Annotated in this window: 17 protein-coding genes; 13 read left to right on the forward strand and 4 right to left on the reverse strand. The window is 70.2% G+C overall.

Going from position 1 to position 15,562, the window contains the following annotated elements:
- Positions 1-76: 76 nt before the first annotated feature.
- From G3I54_RS14045 to G3I54_RS14060, 4 genes are all read left to right on the forward strand, one after another.
- Positions 77-499, forward strand: coding sequence for a hypothetical protein (locus G3I54_RS14045; RefSeq protein WP_164614587.1), 423 nt, complete (start codon positions 77-79; stop codon positions 497-499).
- Positions 500-638: 139 nt separating this feature from the next.
- Positions 639-1,334, forward strand: a complete 696-nt coding sequence (locus G3I54_RS14050; RefSeq protein WP_164614589.1) for an ABC transporter ATP-binding protein — start codon at positions 639-641, stop codon at positions 1,332-1,334.
- A gap of 227 nt (positions 1,335-1,561) precedes the next feature.
- A complete protein-coding gene (locus tag G3I54_RS14055; protein WP_164614591.1) occupies positions 1,562-3,565 on the forward strand; it encodes a hypothetical protein in 2,004 nt (667 codons plus the stop codon).
- Between the two features lie 45 nt (positions 3,566-3,610).
- Positions 3,611-3,952, forward strand: coding sequence for a hypothetical protein (locus tag G3I54_RS14060; protein WP_164614594.1), 342 nt, complete (start codon positions 3,611-3,613; stop codon positions 3,950-3,952).
- Positions 3,953-4,067: 115 nt separating this feature from the next.
- Here the strand turns inward: G3I54_RS14060 and G3I54_RS14065 are convergent, their stop codons facing one another.
- The 3 genes from G3I54_RS14065 to G3I54_RS14075 all read right to left on the reverse strand — a co-directional run bounded on the left by G3I54_RS14065 (position 4,068) and on the right by G3I54_RS14075 (position 7,421).
- Positions 4,068-5,858 (reverse strand): serine/threonine-protein kinase, encoded by a 1,791-nt coding sequence (locus tag G3I54_RS14065; protein WP_164614596.1) that lies wholly within the window; start codon positions 5,856-5,858, stop codon positions 4,068-4,070.
- A gap of 455 nt (positions 5,859-6,313) precedes the next feature.
- The gene (locus tag G3I54_RS14070) at positions 6,314-6,823 is read right to left on the reverse strand and encodes a MarR family transcriptional regulator (RefSeq protein ID WP_343240334.1); all 510 of its coding nucleotides are present in this window, start codon (positions 6,821-6,823) and stop codon (positions 6,314-6,316) included.
- Positions 6,816-7,421, reverse strand: a complete 606-nt coding sequence (locus G3I54_RS14075; protein WP_164614601.1) for a type 1 glutamine amidotransferase family protein — start codon at positions 7,419-7,421, stop codon at positions 6,816-6,818. Before G3I54_RS14075 ends, G3I54_RS14070 begins: the two co-directional genes overlap by 8 nt.
- Positions 7,422-7,579: 158 nt before the next feature.
- Here G3I54_RS14075 and G3I54_RS14080 point away from each other — a divergent pair, with 158 nt between their 5' ends.
- The 3 genes from G3I54_RS14080 to G3I54_RS14090 all read left to right on the forward strand — a co-directional run bounded on the left by G3I54_RS14080 (position 7,580) and on the right by G3I54_RS14090 (position 10,725).
- Positions 7,580-8,968, forward strand: a complete 1,389-nt coding sequence (locus G3I54_RS14080) for an aspartate aminotransferase family protein (protein ID WP_164614603.1) — start codon at positions 7,580-7,582, stop codon at positions 8,966-8,968.
- Between the two features lie 308 nt (positions 8,969-9,276).
- Positions 9,277-10,014, forward strand: coding sequence for a GntR family transcriptional regulator (locus tag G3I54_RS14085; protein WP_164614605.1), 738 nt, complete (start codon positions 9,277-9,279; stop codon positions 10,012-10,014).
- Between the two features lie 60 nt (positions 10,015-10,074).
- Positions 10,075-10,725, forward strand: a complete 651-nt coding sequence (locus G3I54_RS14090; protein WP_103511176.1) for a hypothetical protein — start codon at positions 10,075-10,077, stop codon at positions 10,723-10,725.
- Between the two features lie 257 nt (positions 10,726-10,982).
- On the opposite strand, the gene G3I54_RS14095 is transcribed toward G3I54_RS14090, so the two are convergent.
- On the reverse strand, positions 10,983-11,783 hold the full coding sequence (locus G3I54_RS14095; RefSeq protein WP_164614607.1) for an SLATT domain-containing protein: 801 nt from the start codon (positions 11,781-11,783) through the stop codon (positions 10,983-10,985).
- A 363-nt stretch (positions 11,784-12,146) separates the two neighbouring features.
- Between G3I54_RS14095 and G3I54_RS14100 the strand changes: the two genes are divergently transcribed.
- From G3I54_RS14100 to G3I54_RS14125, 6 genes are all read left to right on the forward strand, one after another.
- Positions 12,147-12,491, forward strand: a complete 345-nt coding sequence (locus G3I54_RS14100; protein ID WP_003967515.1) for a YbaB/EbfC family nucleoid-associated protein — start codon at positions 12,147-12,149, stop codon at positions 12,489-12,491.
- A 147-nt stretch (positions 12,492-12,638) separates the two neighbouring features.
- Positions 12,639-13,238 carry a recombination mediator RecR gene (gene recR / locus G3I54_RS14105; RefSeq protein WP_164614609.1) on the forward strand — a complete coding sequence of 200 codons (600 nt, stop codon included), beginning with the start codon at positions 12,639-12,641 and terminating at the stop codon, positions 13,236-13,238.
- A gap of 95 nt (positions 13,239-13,333) precedes the next feature.
- Positions 13,334-13,993, forward strand: a complete 660-nt coding sequence (locus G3I54_RS14110) for a DUF5063 domain-containing protein (RefSeq protein ID WP_164614611.1) — start codon at positions 13,334-13,336, stop codon at positions 13,991-13,993.
- Between the two features lie 97 nt (positions 13,994-14,090).
- On the forward strand, positions 14,091-14,477 hold the full coding sequence (locus tag G3I54_RS14115; protein WP_164614613.1) for a type II toxin-antitoxin system RelE/ParE family toxin: 387 nt from the start codon (positions 14,091-14,093) through the stop codon (positions 14,475-14,477).
- Positions 14,474-14,806 (forward strand): helix-turn-helix transcriptional regulator, encoded by a 333-nt coding sequence (locus G3I54_RS14120; RefSeq protein WP_164614615.1) that lies wholly within the window; start codon positions 14,474-14,476, stop codon positions 14,804-14,806. The genes G3I54_RS14115 and G3I54_RS14120 overlap by 4 nt, the downstream gene beginning before the upstream one ends.
- Positions 14,807-14,953: 147 nt before the next feature.
- Positions 14,954-15,487, forward strand: a complete 534-nt coding sequence (locus G3I54_RS14125) for an SgcJ/EcaC family oxidoreductase (RefSeq protein ID WP_164614617.1) — start codon at positions 14,954-14,956, stop codon at positions 15,485-15,487.
- The last annotated feature ends 75 nt before the right edge of the window (positions 15,488-15,562 follow it).

Raw genomic sequence — 15,562 nt, forward strand, 5'->3', positions numbered from 1 at the left:
GCCCTGGAGCGAAAGCCGCGAAGGCATCTATTGGGCACCTTCTCCTCATTGTTGCAGCTCAGAGGGTGTGGGTCGGTTGACGGACCGGGTGACCTTCACTGTATGGTCACTTCCGTTCAAGAGATCTTCATTTTTTGTTCGCATTTTTTCGGGGGTTTTTATGCGTAAGTTGCCTTTCCTGTCCGCTGCTCTCGTTGCGGCTGTTTCTGTAGGCATGGCTTCTCCGGCAGTCGCCCAGCTGAGCCGAACCTCTCCCAACGGCAAGGCGATTGCGTCGACCTACAGCTCGAACACTGTGGTGAAGGTCCATCAGCTGAGGTCCGGATACTCGCACGCGGACTACTACCGGAAGGCCAGTTCTTCCACGCAGCGCCACTTGTGGAACAAGAGCGGCGTCAACACGATGGTGGCCAGCGGTGGCGGCAGCGCGATCTTCAAGCTGCGCGTTTGTGAATGGGTCAAGGACAACGACGACAAGTGCTCCGGCTGGACCAGCTGAGCGTGCTGTGTTGACGTGCAGCGGACGGTCCACGGTCCGTCCGCTGCACGGCCCTTGGGCTGTTCCAAGGGCATGGGGGATGTCGTTCGTCGGGGCCCGGTAGGCCTGCGATGAACGCGGTTGAAGACAGGAAAATTGAATGGACTCCCCGTCTGAATTTCCGGCCCTTGATATCCACGGGCTGAGCTACGGAATCGCCGGGCGTACTTTGTTGGACGGTCTGGAGCTGCGGGTCGACCGCGGTGAATCCGTCTCCGTGGTCGGGCCCAGCGGCAGCGGGAAGAGCACTCTCCTGGGATGCGTCCTCGGCCTCATACGTCCGGACTCCGGCGTAGTGGCTGTGTGCGGGACAGACCTTGTCTCGAGTCGTACCAGGACCGTTGAACGGCTTCGCGGCAGCGCGATGGGCGTGGTGTTCCAGTTCGGTGAGCTGCTCCCGGAGCTGACGCCTGTGGAGAACGTCGCGTTGGGGGCGTTGCTGGCAGGTGTTCCCGCCGCGGAGTCCTACCGCAGAGCGACCGAGCTTCTCGCCGAACTTGGTGTTCCCTTGGCGGAAACTCCCACGAACAGACTCTCAGGCGGTGAGCGGCAGCGTACGGCGGTGGCCCGCGCTTTGATCAACAGACCTGCTCTGCTCCTCGCCGATGAGCCGACCGGAGCGCTCGACGTCCGGACCCGGGATGGTGTGGCCGACCTGCTTTACGAGCTTCCGGCGCGATGGAACTGCGCATTGGTGGTCGTCACCCACGATCTGACGGTTGCCGCACGCGCCGACCGGTGCCTGCAACTGCTGGACGGGAGCCTCGTAGCATGCGATCCGGTGGTCGGGCAGTGAACGCTTCCTTGCGAGGTCAACTGCTCCGAATGGGCCGGGCGGGCAGGGGCACCGCAGGCGGTCGCATCCGAGCCGTCGCTCTGTTCCTGGCGACACTTTCCCTGAGCGTCGGGCTCACCGCACAAGCGGCTGTTTACGGTGCGTACGAGGGAATGAGAGACCGTTCGGCAGAACGGACGCTCCAGTATCAGGACGAATTCCCCGACCGTCGTCCCATCGCTCGTGCCGTGGACGGTTTCGACGAGATCGACGGACTTCAGTTCAGCGTCGTCTACCTCAGGGCGGCGTCTCCGAACACACCGCGTCCGCCCGGACTGCGGTCATGGCCCGAACCGGGCGAGGCAGTAGTTTCTCCCGGCCTGAAAGCGGCTCTGATCCGGCAGGGCGAACCGGACCGGTACGGTGAGATCGTCGGCGAAATCGGCGTCGAAGGACTCGCCAGTCCCGGTGAGAACTACGGCTATGTCAATCCGACCGATGCTCAATGGGGGACGAGCAAGGCCATCGAGGTCGTGGGATTCGGCGCTGAAAGCCCGGGCCCCTCCGGCGACTGGATTTTCGTCGCCCCGCGTGAGCGGCTGCAGACGGGGATGTATCTCATCCTCGTGCCGGCTCTGATTCTTGCCTTCGTCGCCGCCCGCATGGGGTCGGCGGGGCGTGACCGCCGTACGGCCCTGATCAGTGCTCTCGGAGGCGGTGCGCGACACCGCTTCTGGCTGAACATGGGTGAGTCCGCGCTGCCCGTGATGGGTGGAGCCTTCGTCGGTCTGATGCCTGCGGTGGTGACCATGCTGGTCGATGTCCGCATTCCGTGGATTGACTACGTCCTTTCGGCAGCCGATATGAAGCGCTTCTGGTGGCTTCTCGGCCTGGGAGGATTTTCCGCGGCCGCCGTCGTCCTGATGTTGGTGTGTCTTCTCCACCGGACGGCCAAGCGTTCCAAGTCGCGTTCCACGAGGCTCGCTTCACGAGGCAGTGACATGATCCGGTGGGCGGCTCTGGCCTGCCCGCTGCTCCTGCTGGCCACCGTGTGGATTCCCGGGATGCTGGATGTGGCTGAGCACTCCCAGCTGCGTGCGACGCTCTACAACACCGGTGTCGCGCTGGTCATGGTGACTCTGCCGTGCGCTGTGGCGGTTCTGGCAGGAGGAGCAGGAGCACGACTGGCGCTGTCCGCTCGGCGGACGGGCGATGCCGGTGCACTGGTGGCCGGCAGGCACGCCGCGGCGCATCCGGGTGTGACGGCAAGGCTGGTGGCGGGCATCACCATTGCGATGGTTCTGGTGACCCAGTTGCAGCTGAAGAACGTCCAGTACGGCTCCGCGGCCCAAGCGGCAGCAGCGACACAGCAGGTCCTGCGCGAGAGCGTGTTGTTGATGGAAGTCGGCGATGGCGCACTCGACGGCGGGAAGCTCGCCGCCACCTTGGACCGGCTGCCGTCGGACATCGCGGTAGTGGCCACCTATGAAGTCCAGGGCGCAGACGAGAGCGAACCGCCCGGGACACGGCTCCAGGCGCCGTGCGGTGACCTCAAGGCCCTCGGCCTCGTGTGTTCGCCGGGTCTTCGGTCGGTACCGGTCTCGGAGGCGAACGCGCGAACACGGACCGTACTGCAGTGGATCGGCAGCGGACCGGTACTGGAGCAGTTCGAGGTGAGGCAGAGCCGTCCGTTGCCGGAGAAGCCGACGGCCGAGAACAGGCCGGCGGCCTTGCTCCTGGTGTCCCGCGACGGATCTCCGCTGCCCGCGGCGGAGATCAAACAGACGGTGCGCACGGGACTGCCGGTCGGCGAGGCGTCCGTGGGGACGTTCGGGGAGACGTGGCTTCTCGGGGCCAACCTCGCCTCGGACCACGGGCGTTGGGTGGTGTTCCTGGGGACTCCGGGTGTGTTGCTCCTTGCCCTCGCGGCAGCGCTGGCCAACCTCGCAGAGTTCATCAGGTTCAGCCGATCGGTGGCTCCGATCAGCGTGCTCACCGGTCGCCGAAGGGTGTTCTGGTCCAGCGCGGCCTGGGGGCTTCTCGCTCCGCTGCTGGCTTCCGTGATGACGGGCTACCTGGCGGCCGTCTGGCTTGCGGCTCCGCAAGAGGACACCACGCAAGGGATCGAACTCTCCTCGTCCCTGCTCGTCGGCACGGCCGGAAGCCTGTCGGCTCTTGCCGTAATCATCTGGTGGTGTGGCGCGTATTCGGCCATTCGTGAATCTTCCCGGTGGCGTCCATCGGGGGACTGAGTAATTACTCGAACGGGAGAGTAATTGCCTTATGGAGGGACTGTTTTGCCTAGAATCAAGAAAATTGCCGCAACGCTGACCGTTGTTCTGGCGCTTGCCGCCGCGGCGCCCGCATCTGCTCAGGCGCTGTCCAAGCTGTCGCCCAATGGCAAGGCGAAGTCTTGGACAGTCGTCAGCGACAAGGCTATTTCTCTGAAGCTGTACACCAATCAGTATGCGCACGCTGATTACTACCGGAAGGCCAGTAATACTACGCAGCGGCACCTGTGGAACAAGAGTGGAATCAATACCACGGCCACGAGCGGGACGGGAAGTGTCGTTTTCAAGATCCGCACATGCGAGTGGATCAAGGACAATGACGACAAGTGCTCCGGCTGGGCCTTCTGACGCCGAACGCTTCGGCGAATTTCTGTAGCACTTCTACAAGGCGGCGGTTCGCGGATGCGGACCGCCGCCTTGCGTCGGTCGCCGCGTGGCGCGAGCCGGTGGAAGTGTGGTCAGGTCAGCCGGACTTGGTGTAGATCAGGCTCTCGCCCGTTCCTGCCGTGGACCGGCGCAGGCTGCCGTCCGGGAGCAGGGTCAGCTCGGTGGGCTTTCCGGGGGAGCAGGAGGAGGCCGGGCGGCCGGAGGACACCGTGGAGGGGCCGATGCGGACCGGGCCGTCCCCGGACGGGCGGTCGGCGAGAGGCGCGGTGAACTCGCAGTGGTACGTGGAGCCGGAGGCGAGGGGCCCCTCGGCGGTGAGGGCGAGGACCTGATCGCCCACGTCGCCCTGCCGGATGGTCAACGTACGGGAGGAAGGGCCCTGTTCGCCGGGTATGGAGCCCGACCAGGTCCCCAGGAAGCCCTTCGGTACGGAGCCCTCGCCGCCCTGCTGCCCGCCGCTGCCGCCGGCGTCGGCGGAGCCCGACGGGCCGGGGGAGGCGGTTGTCCCCGGTCCGTCGCCGTTCATGAACGCGTACACCGATCCGCCCGCGCCTATCGCCACGATCACGGCGACGGCGATGAGCGCGACGGTGGCCCCGACGGAGCGGCGTTCCCGGGCCGGCGGGGGCGGCGCGGGCGCGAAGTAGCCCGGGGGGAGCGGCTGTTCGGCGGTGGGGCCGTAGAGCGGCTGCGGGGCGGGCGGGCCGTAGGGCGGGTGGGGCTGTGGGTACGACGGGCGGGGCGGTGGGGCGGTTTGCGTCCGGGCGGCCGGGGTGGTCGGGGCCGTCGGCGGTATCGGGGCGGGGGTGGGGGCGGGCGGTATCGGGCCGGTCTGGGCGGGGTGAGGGCTGTGGGCGTTGTAAGTGTTGTGGGCGCTGTGGGGGGTCTGCTGGTGTGGTGAGGCCTGCGTACCGTGCGGGCCCTCCGGGTCCACCGGGTCCTCCGCGTCGAGCAACCCCACGGCCTGGCGGCCGAGTTGGGCGATGAGGGTGGCGGGCAGCCAGGGTTCGTCCGTGTCCGCCTCGCCCAGGCGGGCCAGGATCTCCTCGGTGCCGGGGCGGGCCGCCGGGTCCTTCGCCAGGCAGTCCCGGACGAGGCCGGCCAGCCCCTCCGGAACGCCGGTCAGGTCCGGGTCCTCCTGGGCGATCCGGAACATCAGGGCATGGACCCCGCCGCTCTCCGCCGTACCGAACGGCAGCCGGCCCGACGCGGCGTACGCGAGGACGGCCCCCAGGCAGAACACATCGCACGCGGTGGTCACGCGCTCGCCGCGCACCTGCTCCGGGGCCATGAACCCGGGCGAGCCGACCAGGGCCCCGGTGCGGGTCAGATCGCCGTCGGGCACGGACTCCAGGGCGCGGGCGATACCGAAGTCGATGACCCGGGGCCCGTCGATGGTCATCAGCACGTTGGAGGGCTTCAGGTCGCGGTGGATGAGCCCGGCCCCGTGGATGTGCTGGAGGGCGTGGGCGAGCCCGGTCCCGAGGAACCGTACGGAACGCGACGGCAGTGGCCCGTACGCCCCCGAGGCCGTGACCGGGGCTCCGGGGCGGCCCGAGACGATGCGCTGGAGGGAGGGCCCGGCGACGTAGCCGGTGGCCACCCAGGGGACGGGGGCCTCGGTGTCGGAGTCCAGCACCGGTGCGGTCCACGCGCCGCCGACCCGGTGCGCGGCACGGACTTCCTGGCGGAAGCGGGCGCGGAACTCGGGCTGCTCGGCGAGTTCGCGGCGGACGAGCTTGAGGGCGACGGTGCGGCCGCGGTCGGAGCGGGCGAGGAAGACCTGGCCCATGCCGCCTTCGCCGAGGCGGCCGAGGAGACGGTACGCACCGATGCGGTGCGGGTCGTCGGACCCGAGTCTGTCCATGGTGCGCTTCCTCCCCGTACGGCCCGCACGAGAATAACGCCGCCCCCGCCGACGGCCCCGCCCTGTCCCCCTCGCCTAGGACACCTTGCGCCCACCCCACGGTTCCACCCGCACCTGTCAGCCCGTCCCGCGTTTGAGGCGGGAAGCCTCGACCTTTCAAGCCCGTCCGGCGTTTGAGGACGGAACCCTTGGTCGGACAGGGGCCGTGCGCACGCGAGGGGCGGTGCCCGGAGGAACCCACACGTTCAGGCCGAGGCCCGACACCGTCAGGCTTCCGTCCTCAAACGCCGGACGGGCTGGGATGGCCGAGGCCCGACACCGTCCTGGTTCCGTCCTCAAGCGCCGGACGGGCTGGGGTGGTCGAGGCCCGACACCGTCCTGGTTCTGTCCTCAAGCGCCGGACGGGCTGGGGGGGGCGAGGCCTCAAGCGCTGGCCGGGCTGGGTGGCCGAGGCCTCAAGCGCCGGACGGGGTCGAGGCCGTGAGGGAGTCCAGGGTGCCCGACAGTCGCTCCAGCACCCGCACCGCCTCCGCCAACCCCTCCACCCCCAGCTCCTCCACCAGCCGCGCAGCGAACTCCGCGTGGGACGGGCTGATCCGGGACACCGCGTCGCGCCCCGCCTCCGTCGGCCGCAACAGCTTCGCGCGGCGGTGGGCCGGGTTCTCCGCGTACTCCGCGAGCCCCCGCTCGACCAGCAGGTCCGCGATCCGCTGCACGCTCTGCCGGGTGATCCCCATCGCCCGGGCGATCCCCGCCACCGGCAACGGCTCCGGCAGCACCGCCCCCAGCACCTGCCACCACGCCGCCGTCAGACCGCCCGGCCGCGCCAGTTCCTCGGCCACCCCGAGGAACTGCCCGTTCAGCCGGAACACCGTCAACGCCGCCCGGCTCAGCAGGTCCTGCTGAACCCGGACGTCCTCAACACCCGCGCCGGCACCCGCACCCGCCTCCGTACCGTCACTCACCCTGCAGCACCTCGTACGCGCTCGCGTCCGAGTCATGGAACAGCCGGTACCACGCGTCCAGCTTCTTCGCGTCGTACACCCCGAGCCGCGCGAAGACCTCCCGCGCGAACGCCACCGGCTCCGTCGGCCCGGCCGTGATCAGCCCGCCGTCCGTGACCGCGTCCGCGTCCACGTACCGCGCGCCGCCCGCGTACCCCGTCGCCGCGAGGTAGAAGGAGACCGCGCTCGTGTGCGCCCGGTCGTCCAGGAGCCCTTCCCGGGCCAGCCCGGCCGTCGCCCCGCAGATCGCCGCGACCGGCACACCCGCGTCCAGGAAGCCCCGGGCCGCCCGTGCGAACGGGGCGAGCGCGTCGCCCGTGTCCCACTCGGCCGCACCGGTCAGGATGAGCAACGCGCTGTCCTGCGCCCGCAGTTCGTCCAGCGACAGATCGGGCTGGACGCGCAGGCCGCCCATGGTCGTCACCGGCTCACGGGAGAGGCCCACGGTCCGCACGGTGTAGCCGTTCTGCGCGAGATGAGCGGTGGTGTGCCCGGTCTCCCAGTCGGCGAAGGTGTCGTAGACGGCGAGATGCACGGTTCTGTCGCTGCTGCTGGTCATGATGACCTCCTCGGCTCGATGACAGAAGACTGTCATGTCGACAGCATGCTGTCAATGGGTGGTGGGCCCTCCAACCCCCGACACCTTGCCGATCCATCCGCCCCAGGCCGTACAAGGTGGCCATGGAGGCGCGCCCCACCAGCGCCTACGCTCGCCGCATGACCCCTCATGCCCCTCATGCCCCGTACGCCGACCCCGCGGCCGGTGCGGCCGTGAAGGCCGCGGACCGCGCGCACGTGTTCCACTCCTGGTCCGCCCAGGGCCTCATCGACCCGCTCGCCGTCGCCGGCGCCGAGGGGTCCTACTTCTGGGACTACGACGGCAACCGCTACCTCGACTTCACCAGCGGGCTCGTCTACACCAACATCGGCTACCAGCACCCCACGGTGATCGCCGCGATCCAGGAGCAGGCGGGCAAACTCGCCACGTTCGCGCCCGCGTTCGCGATCGAGGCGCGCTCCGAGGCCGCACGCCTCATCGCCGAGCGCACCCCCGGCGACCTGGACAAGATCTTCTTCACCAACGGCGGGGCCGAGGCCGTCGAGAACGCCATCCGCATGGCCCGACTGCACACCGGCCGTACGAAGGTGCTCTCCGCCTACCGCTCGTACCACGGCGCCACCTCCACCGCGATCAACCTCACCGGCGACCCGCGCCGCTGGCCCTCCGACAACGGCTCGGCGGGCGTCGTCCGCTTCTGGGCCCCGTTCCTCTACCGCTCGCCGTTCCACGCCGCCAACGAGGCCGAGGAGTGCGCCCGCGCCCTCCAGCACCTGGAGGACACCCTCGCCTACGAGGGCCCGGCCACCATCGCCGCGATCATCCTGGAGACGATTCCGGGCACGGCCGGGATCATGACGCCGCCGCCGGGCTACCTCGCCGGCGTGCGTGAGATCTGCGACCGGTACGGGATCGTCTTCGTGCTCGACGAGGTGATGGCCGGATTCGGCCGCACCGGCGCCTGGTTCGCCGCCGACCACTTCGACGTCGTGCCGGACCTGCTGACCTTCGCCAAGGGCGTCAACTCCGGTTACGTGCCGCTCGGCGGCGTCGCCATCAACGCCGAGATCGCCGCCACCTTCGAGACCCGCCCCTACCCCGGCGGCCTCACCTACTCCGGGCACCCGCTGGCCTGTGCCGCCGCCGTCGCCACCATCGGCGTGATGGAGGACGAGAAGGTCGTCGAGCACGCGGCCCGGATCGGCGAGACCGTCCTCGGCCCCGGCCTGCGCGAACTCGCCGAACGCCACCCCTCGGTCGGCGAGGTCCGCGGCCTCGGCGCGTTCTGGGCGCTGGACCTGGTCCGCGACCGGGAGACCCGCGAGCCGCTCGTGCCGTACAACGCCTCCGGCGAGGCCGCCGCCCCGATGGCGGCCTTCGGTGCGGCGGCGAAGAAGCAGGGGCTGTGGCCGTTCATCAACATGAACCGGACCCACGCCGTCCCCGCCTGCAACGTCTCCGAGGCCGAGGCCAAGGAAGGGCTCGCGGCCCTGGACGTCGCGCTCTCCGTCGCCGACACGTACACGGTGCAGGGCGGACAGGGCTGACAGGGGGCGGACAGGGCGGTCAGGGCGGACAGGGCGCGTAGAGCGGCACGTCCGACCGTCCGCACCCCGTCCGCGCTCCCGGCCGCACCCCCGTCCGCACTCCCGGCCGCACCCCGTCCGCGCTCCCGGCCCGTACGCCGAGTAACCGGACGACCCGATTCCGTACGCGATCGACCCCGTGCGCCTCCCCGCCGTGCCCGGAATCGGGCACAGCGGCGGCGCTGGCTTAAGGTGACCCGAGCCAGAGTGACCCCCGCCGGAAACGGCCGGCGAACGGGGGCGGACGGGACGGACGGATGGGGGCCGGCATGGGTTCGAGCGGAGGTGTGACGCGCAACACCCTGCGCCAGCAGATCGCCGACGCGCTGCGGGACGAGGTGCTCGCGGGGCGTCTTCCGCCCGGCCGGGAGTTCACCGTCAAGCAGATCGCCGAGCAGTACGGGGTCTCCGCGACGCCCGTCCGCGAGGCGCTCTTCGACCTCTCCGCACAGGGGCTCCTCGCCTCCGACCAGCACCGCGGCTTCCAGGTGCGCGAGTTCACCGTCGCCGACTACCGTGCGATGGCCGAGGCCCGCGCCCTCGTCGTCGAGGGCCTCTTCCGTAACCCCGCCGAGCGGGTCGTCGTCCGGCCCGAGGCCCTCGCCTCGATCCGCCGGCGGGCCGCGGAGGCGGTCCGCGCGGCCAAGGGCGGCGATCTCGAGGTGCTGATCGGGTACGACCTGCGGTTCTGGCGGGAGCTGGGGCAGTTCGTCCTCAACCCGTACATCGCCGACTTCCTCACCAAGCTCCGCGTCCAGGCCTGGGTGTTCGCCGTGCACCGGCTGCGCCGCGACGGCATGGACGAGGGCGTGCTGTGGTTCGGCCACGAGGAGCTGGTAGAGGCCATCGCCCGGGGCGACCGCGAGCAGGTCCACGCCGCCATGCACTCCTACTACGCACACGCGCTCGCCTGGGCGGACCGGCTGGAGGCACGGGAGGCCGGGAAGGACGCCCCCGGGGCGCCGGGGGCGCCGGAGTCGCCGGAGTCGCCGGGGCACTGTGCGTGAGGTTCGCCCCGCATTACGCTGTCCCGACGATCGCCCGAACCCTTCCGAGAGCGAGACTTCGTGGCCTGTGACCTGTGGCTGGTCCCCCTCGTCGATGTGCTGTGCCACAGCGCCGACAATCCGTTCGCCGAAGAGATCGCCGTCTACGACAAGGCGTTGAACGACGCCGGGCTGCCGCCCGTCCCCGTCTACGCGTACATGCCGGGCCTCACCGGGGACGTCGCCCCCGTGGCCGGCTTCGACTACGACGCCCTGCACTTCCTGCGCCGCGCCTACCTGCTCCAGCTGAGCGGCCTCGCGGTCACCCCCGTCGCCGGTCTCGACGGCGACTACGAGCAGCTCCTGGAGATGTTCGAGCAGGGTGCGCAGCAGTCGCACCTGGTCTGGCACTACGACCACGCCGGGGCGTACGTCCCGGTGGACTTCCCGGCCCCGCTCTCCGACGACGCGCTCCTGGCGGGCGGCGGTCCGCTGGGCTCCGCGCACGGGCTGCTGCGGGAGCTGGAGTTCGTGGCCCCGTCCATCGGCATCGACCCGGCCAACCCGCCGGCCGCCCCGCAACCGCCCGCCGGGCCCACCACCCTGGAACAACCGGCGGACCCGATCCCCTACGACGACAGCCCGTTCGCCCGGGAACGCCACGTCTGGCTGGGCCTCCACGCGGCGGCGACCCGCAGCCTGGCACAAGGCTCAATGATCATCTTCAGCTGACCGGGACGCCGCATTTCGGCCCGCCCCGCTCTTCCCGGACCGGGGTGCCGAATCTCAGCCCGCCCCGCTCTTCGCGGACCGGGGCACTGAATCTCGGCCCGCCCCGCTCTTCGCGGACCGGGGTGCCGAATCTCAGCCCGTCCGGCGCTTGAGGACCGGGGGTACGGGGGCAGCGCCCCCGAAGCATCACCCCGTACCCCCGGCACCCCACCGCCCCCGCACCCCACCGCCCCGGCACCCTCACCGCCCCGGAACCCTCACCGCGGCGGCGACTCCGGCGGCCGCTGCCGCGGCATGTTCGGCCGCGCCGCCACCGACGGCATCGAGAACCGCCCCGGCAGAGCCCCCGGCTCACCCCGCCCCCCGGCGCTCCCCGTCGCCAGGGCCTGCATGCCCATCGGCGCGGGCCCGGCCCGGAACTCCACCATCCAGTCCGCCGTCTCCGACCGCACCAGCTCGGTGACGTCCTCCGAGAACCTCCGGAGCACCCCCAAGCACCGCTCGGCCGCCTCGCTGGCCGTGCCCTCGGTCGGCCCGAGCATCTCCCGTACGCACTCCGAGGCCCAGTCGAACTGGAGCACCTGGAGCCGCCGCTGCACGGCCTGGGCCGTGGCGAGGTTCCTTATCCACCCGGAGGTGAGGCCGAAATACCGGTCGCAGCCCATACAGGCGGCCCCCAGCAGCAGCGACAGATAGCCCCAGCCCGCCGAGCCGCTCAGCGTGCCGGTCAGGTCGAGCAGCGGCAGGGCGGCCCCGGCGACCACCCCGGCGGCGGTGCCCATCCGCAGAGCCCTGGCGGCCCGGCGCTTCCAGATCCGGTCGTTCAGATACCAGTCGGCGGTGTCCAGGGCGCCGGTCTCGACCCAGCGGTAGAGCTCGTCGAGCCGCTCGGCCGGCTCGCCCCAGTCGCCGAGCGGGAACGGGCGCCCGGTCAGGTCGCGCCCCCCGGGGCGTTCTCTGCCCGGGCCGGAATCGGAATGCTCAGCTCCGTTCTCACCGGATCCCGCATCGGACTCCTTGCGGGGCGGCCCCTCGGGCTGCATCTCCGGCTGACTCACCGGGGCACTCCTCTGCACTCTGACGGACGGGACGGACGCGTAGGGCTTCCCGGGGCCGGACCGAACCGGCCCGGCCCGGACCGGCCCGCACGACCGACGACCCTCGCGGGGTAACTCTGCGTCACCACACATGCACGCTCGTGTGCCGATGTGCATGCCCTTCCTACCGCCGAATGGTGGGCCGTGGGGTCGAAATCGCGGGATTCCCGCCTGGACACGGCCGCTGGTCAGGTATAGGAGCACTCACGCCCGGTCCGGAATCTCACCCGAAAGAGTTGGTCCCCGGCGGGTGGAGCGCGGTGACCGGGGAGCACGTAGGCTCGGCTTACCGAAACATTTGTCGTCGAAATGCCAGGAGTGACCGTGATTCCCGGTGGTGGCCAGCCCAATATGCAGCAGTTGCTCCAGCAGGCCCAGAAGATGCAGCAGGATCTCGCCGCGGCCCAGGAGGAACTGGCCAGGACCGAGGTCGACGGACAGGCGGGCGGCGGTCTCGTGAAGGCCACCGTGACCGGTTCCGGAGAGCTCCGCGCCCTGGTGATCGACCCGAAGGCGGTGGACCCGGAGGACACCGAGACGCTCGCCGATCTCGTCGTCGCGGCCGTCCAGGCGGCCAACGAGAACGCGCAGGCGCTCCAGCAGGAGAAGCTCGGCCCGCTGGCCCAGGGCCTGGGCGGCGGTGGCGGCATCCCCGGCCTGCCGTTCTGACCGGATCGTTCTGACCGGATCGTTCTGACCGGATCGTTCTGACCGGACCGTTCTGGCCGGACCGGCGGGAGCCAGGCCCCACGGGGCCTACTGGTACCGACCCGTACCCACTACGGTACGGAGCAGGAAGCAAAGAGAGGCGTTCCGTTGTACGAAGGCGTTGTTCAGGACCTCATCGACGAACTGGGCAGGCTGCCCGGCGTCGGTCCCAAGAGCGCGCAGCGGATCGCCTTCCACATCCTGCAGGCCGAGCCCACGGACGTACGCCGGCTCGCGCACGCCCTCCTGGAGGTCAAGGACAAGGTCCGGTTCTGCGCCGTGTGCGGCAATGTCGCGCAGCAGGAGCAGTGCGGGATCTGCCGGGACGCGCGCCGCGACCAGAGCGTCATCTGCGTGGTCGAGGAGCCCAAGGACGTCGTCGCGATCGAGCGGACGCGCGAGTTCCGGGGCCGCTACCACGTCCTGGGCGGGGCGATCAGCCCCATCGAGGGCGTCGGCCCGGACGACCTGCGCATCCGCGAGCTGCTGGCGCGGCTCGCGGACGGCTCCATCACGGAGCTGATCCTCGCGACCGACCCCAATCTGGAGGGCGAGGCCACCGCGACGTACCTGGCGCGGATGGTCAAGCCCATGGGCCTCAGGGTGACCCGCCTGGCCAGCGGCCTGCCGGTCGGCGGCGACCTGGAGTACGCCGACGAGGTCACCCTGGGCCGCGCCTTCGAGGGGAGGCGGCTGCTGGATGTCTGACCCCACCGCCGTGAGCCCCCGGCCCCCGTACGTCATGCAGTCCGCTTCGTCGTCCGCTTCACCGTCTGTGACCGCGCCCACGGGAGGTCCCCTCGATGTCTGACGCCACGCTGAACTCCGTCACGCAGGACCCGGGCGACTTCGCCGTCCAGATCGCGGACCAGATCAAGACGTTCATCGTCGCGGTCACCGAGGTGTCCAAGGTCGACGAACCGGAAGAGGCCGTTCCGGTCCTGCTCCTCCAGGTCTCGCAGCTCCTGCTCGCGGGCGGCCGCCTCGGCGCGTACGAGGACGTCCTGCCCGACGAGCGGTACGAACCGGATCTCGGCGCGGAGCCCGACGCGGACGGCCTGCGCGAGCGGTTCGCGGCGCTCCTGGAGCCGATCGACGTCTACTCCGAGGTCTTCGACCCGTACGAGCCCCGCAAGGCCCCGGTCCCGCACCGGATCTCCGACGACCTGGCCGACCTGGTCACCGACCTCGGCCACGGCCTCGCGCACTACGACGCCGAGCGCACCGCCGAGGCGCTGTGGTGGTGGCAGTTCTCGTACTTCTCCAACTGGGGCTCCACCGCCTCCGCCACCCTCCGCGCCCTCCAGTCCCTGGTCGCCCACATCCGCCTCGGCCAGCCCCTGGAGGAGCTGGACGGCCTGGACACCGACCAGGACCCGGGCGAGGACGACCTCGCCGAGGAGGCGGGCCGCGTGATGCTCCAGGAGATCGCGGCACCGCTGGGCCTGCGGCCGGTGAAGTAGGGCGACCAGTGGTTCGCCGATGTTGCTTTCACTCGTTTGAGCTGAGGGTATAAGGAAACGCTTCTACCTAGTCACGGCGTACGCTGAGATGCGAAGCATGAACTGGGAGATCAACCTTCACTCATCGGTGGAGCTGTGGCTGCTCAGGCTGGCGGAGGAGGATCCGGTGACGGCGGACCTTGTCGAAGCTGCGGTCGACATGCTTGCGGACAGCGGGCCTACGTTGGGTCGGCCGCTGGTGGACCGGCTGCAGGGGTGCCGCATCCACAACCTCAAGGAGTTGAGGCCGGCCAGCTCCGGCAGGAGTGAGGTCCGCATTCTCTTTGTCTTCGACCCGGGGCGGCGGGCCATCCTTCTGGTGGCCGGTGACAAGGCCGGCCGGTGGAATGACTGGTACCGCGAGTCGATTCCGGTGGCCGAACGCCGTTACGACGAATATCGGGCCGCTTCTGGAGCGCCCAGGGACCCTGGAGGTGTCCGATGAGCGAGCACAGTAGCTGGGCAGAGGTGAAGCATCGGATGCGTGCGGCCCGCCCGGAGGCGACCGACGCCGAACGGGAAGGGCGCAGGCAGGCGGCGCGTACGGCCACCGAGGCGTACGTGCTGGGACACCATCTGCGGGTGATCCGCGAGGAGCAGGGCCTGACCCAGGCGCAGGTGGCCAAGTCCGTCGGTATCTCGCAGGCGCGGGTGTCCCAGATCGAACGGGGCGAGATCCACAATCTGGAAAGCATGCGCACCTACGCCGCAGCGCTTGGCGCCAAGATCAAGGTGTCCATCGAGTACGGGGACCGGACGGTCGGCGCGGCCTGAGGGGCCGGACGCCGCGGAACGCCCAACCAGTCGCGAAGTCATGCTGGTTGGGCGGCGGGGGCGACCTCTTGACCTCAACCGCGGTTGAGGGAAGAGGCTCCGGATGAACGGCCGACGCAACGGCCGCATCCCACAAGGAGATGCCCCATGAGCGCCACGACCCCCGCAACCCCTGCCGCCCCCGCGCCCACCGTCATCGGCGTACCGGCCCCGCAGGAAGACGTCGACGCCATCGTCGCGTTCGTCGCCGGAGTGCAGCACGCCCAGCAGAACGCCCTGCCCGACGCGTTCCTCGAAGGCTTCCGCGAGGACGCCCTCTGGACGACGGCCCACGGCAAGCGACTGACCGGCCTGCCGGAGATCAGCGCCTTCACCCGCAAGGTGCTGCCCCCGCAGGCGGACTCCCCGGTGACCGCCACGTACACGGTCGACCTGATCCTCTTCATCCGCCCCGACATCGCGGCGGTCAAGATCCGCCAGCGCCCGGCGGCCCGCGCCGGAGGCGAGTACCTGGACGAGATCTTCCACGGCCAGGAGGACCCCTCCGAGCTCATGGCCGCCCACCCCGAGGCGGTCCCGGGCACCCCGACGTACGTACTCGCCAAGGACGACGGAGTCTGGCGCATCGCGGCCGCGCAGAACACCCCGGTCCTCGACGTGGAGACACTGACGGCGGGCTGAGCCGGTTTCGGGTGACTCCGGGACCGGGCGGCCTCCGCGTCTATACGCTGACTGTTCTTGCCGCGCCCCCTGCTT

Origin of the sequence: Streptomyces sp. SID14515 (genome assembly GCF_010548505.1) — a bacterium.
In the GTDB taxonomy this organism is placed as follows: Bacteria; Actinomycetota; Actinomycetes; order Streptomycetales; family Streptomycetaceae; genus Streptomyces; species Streptomyces caviscabies.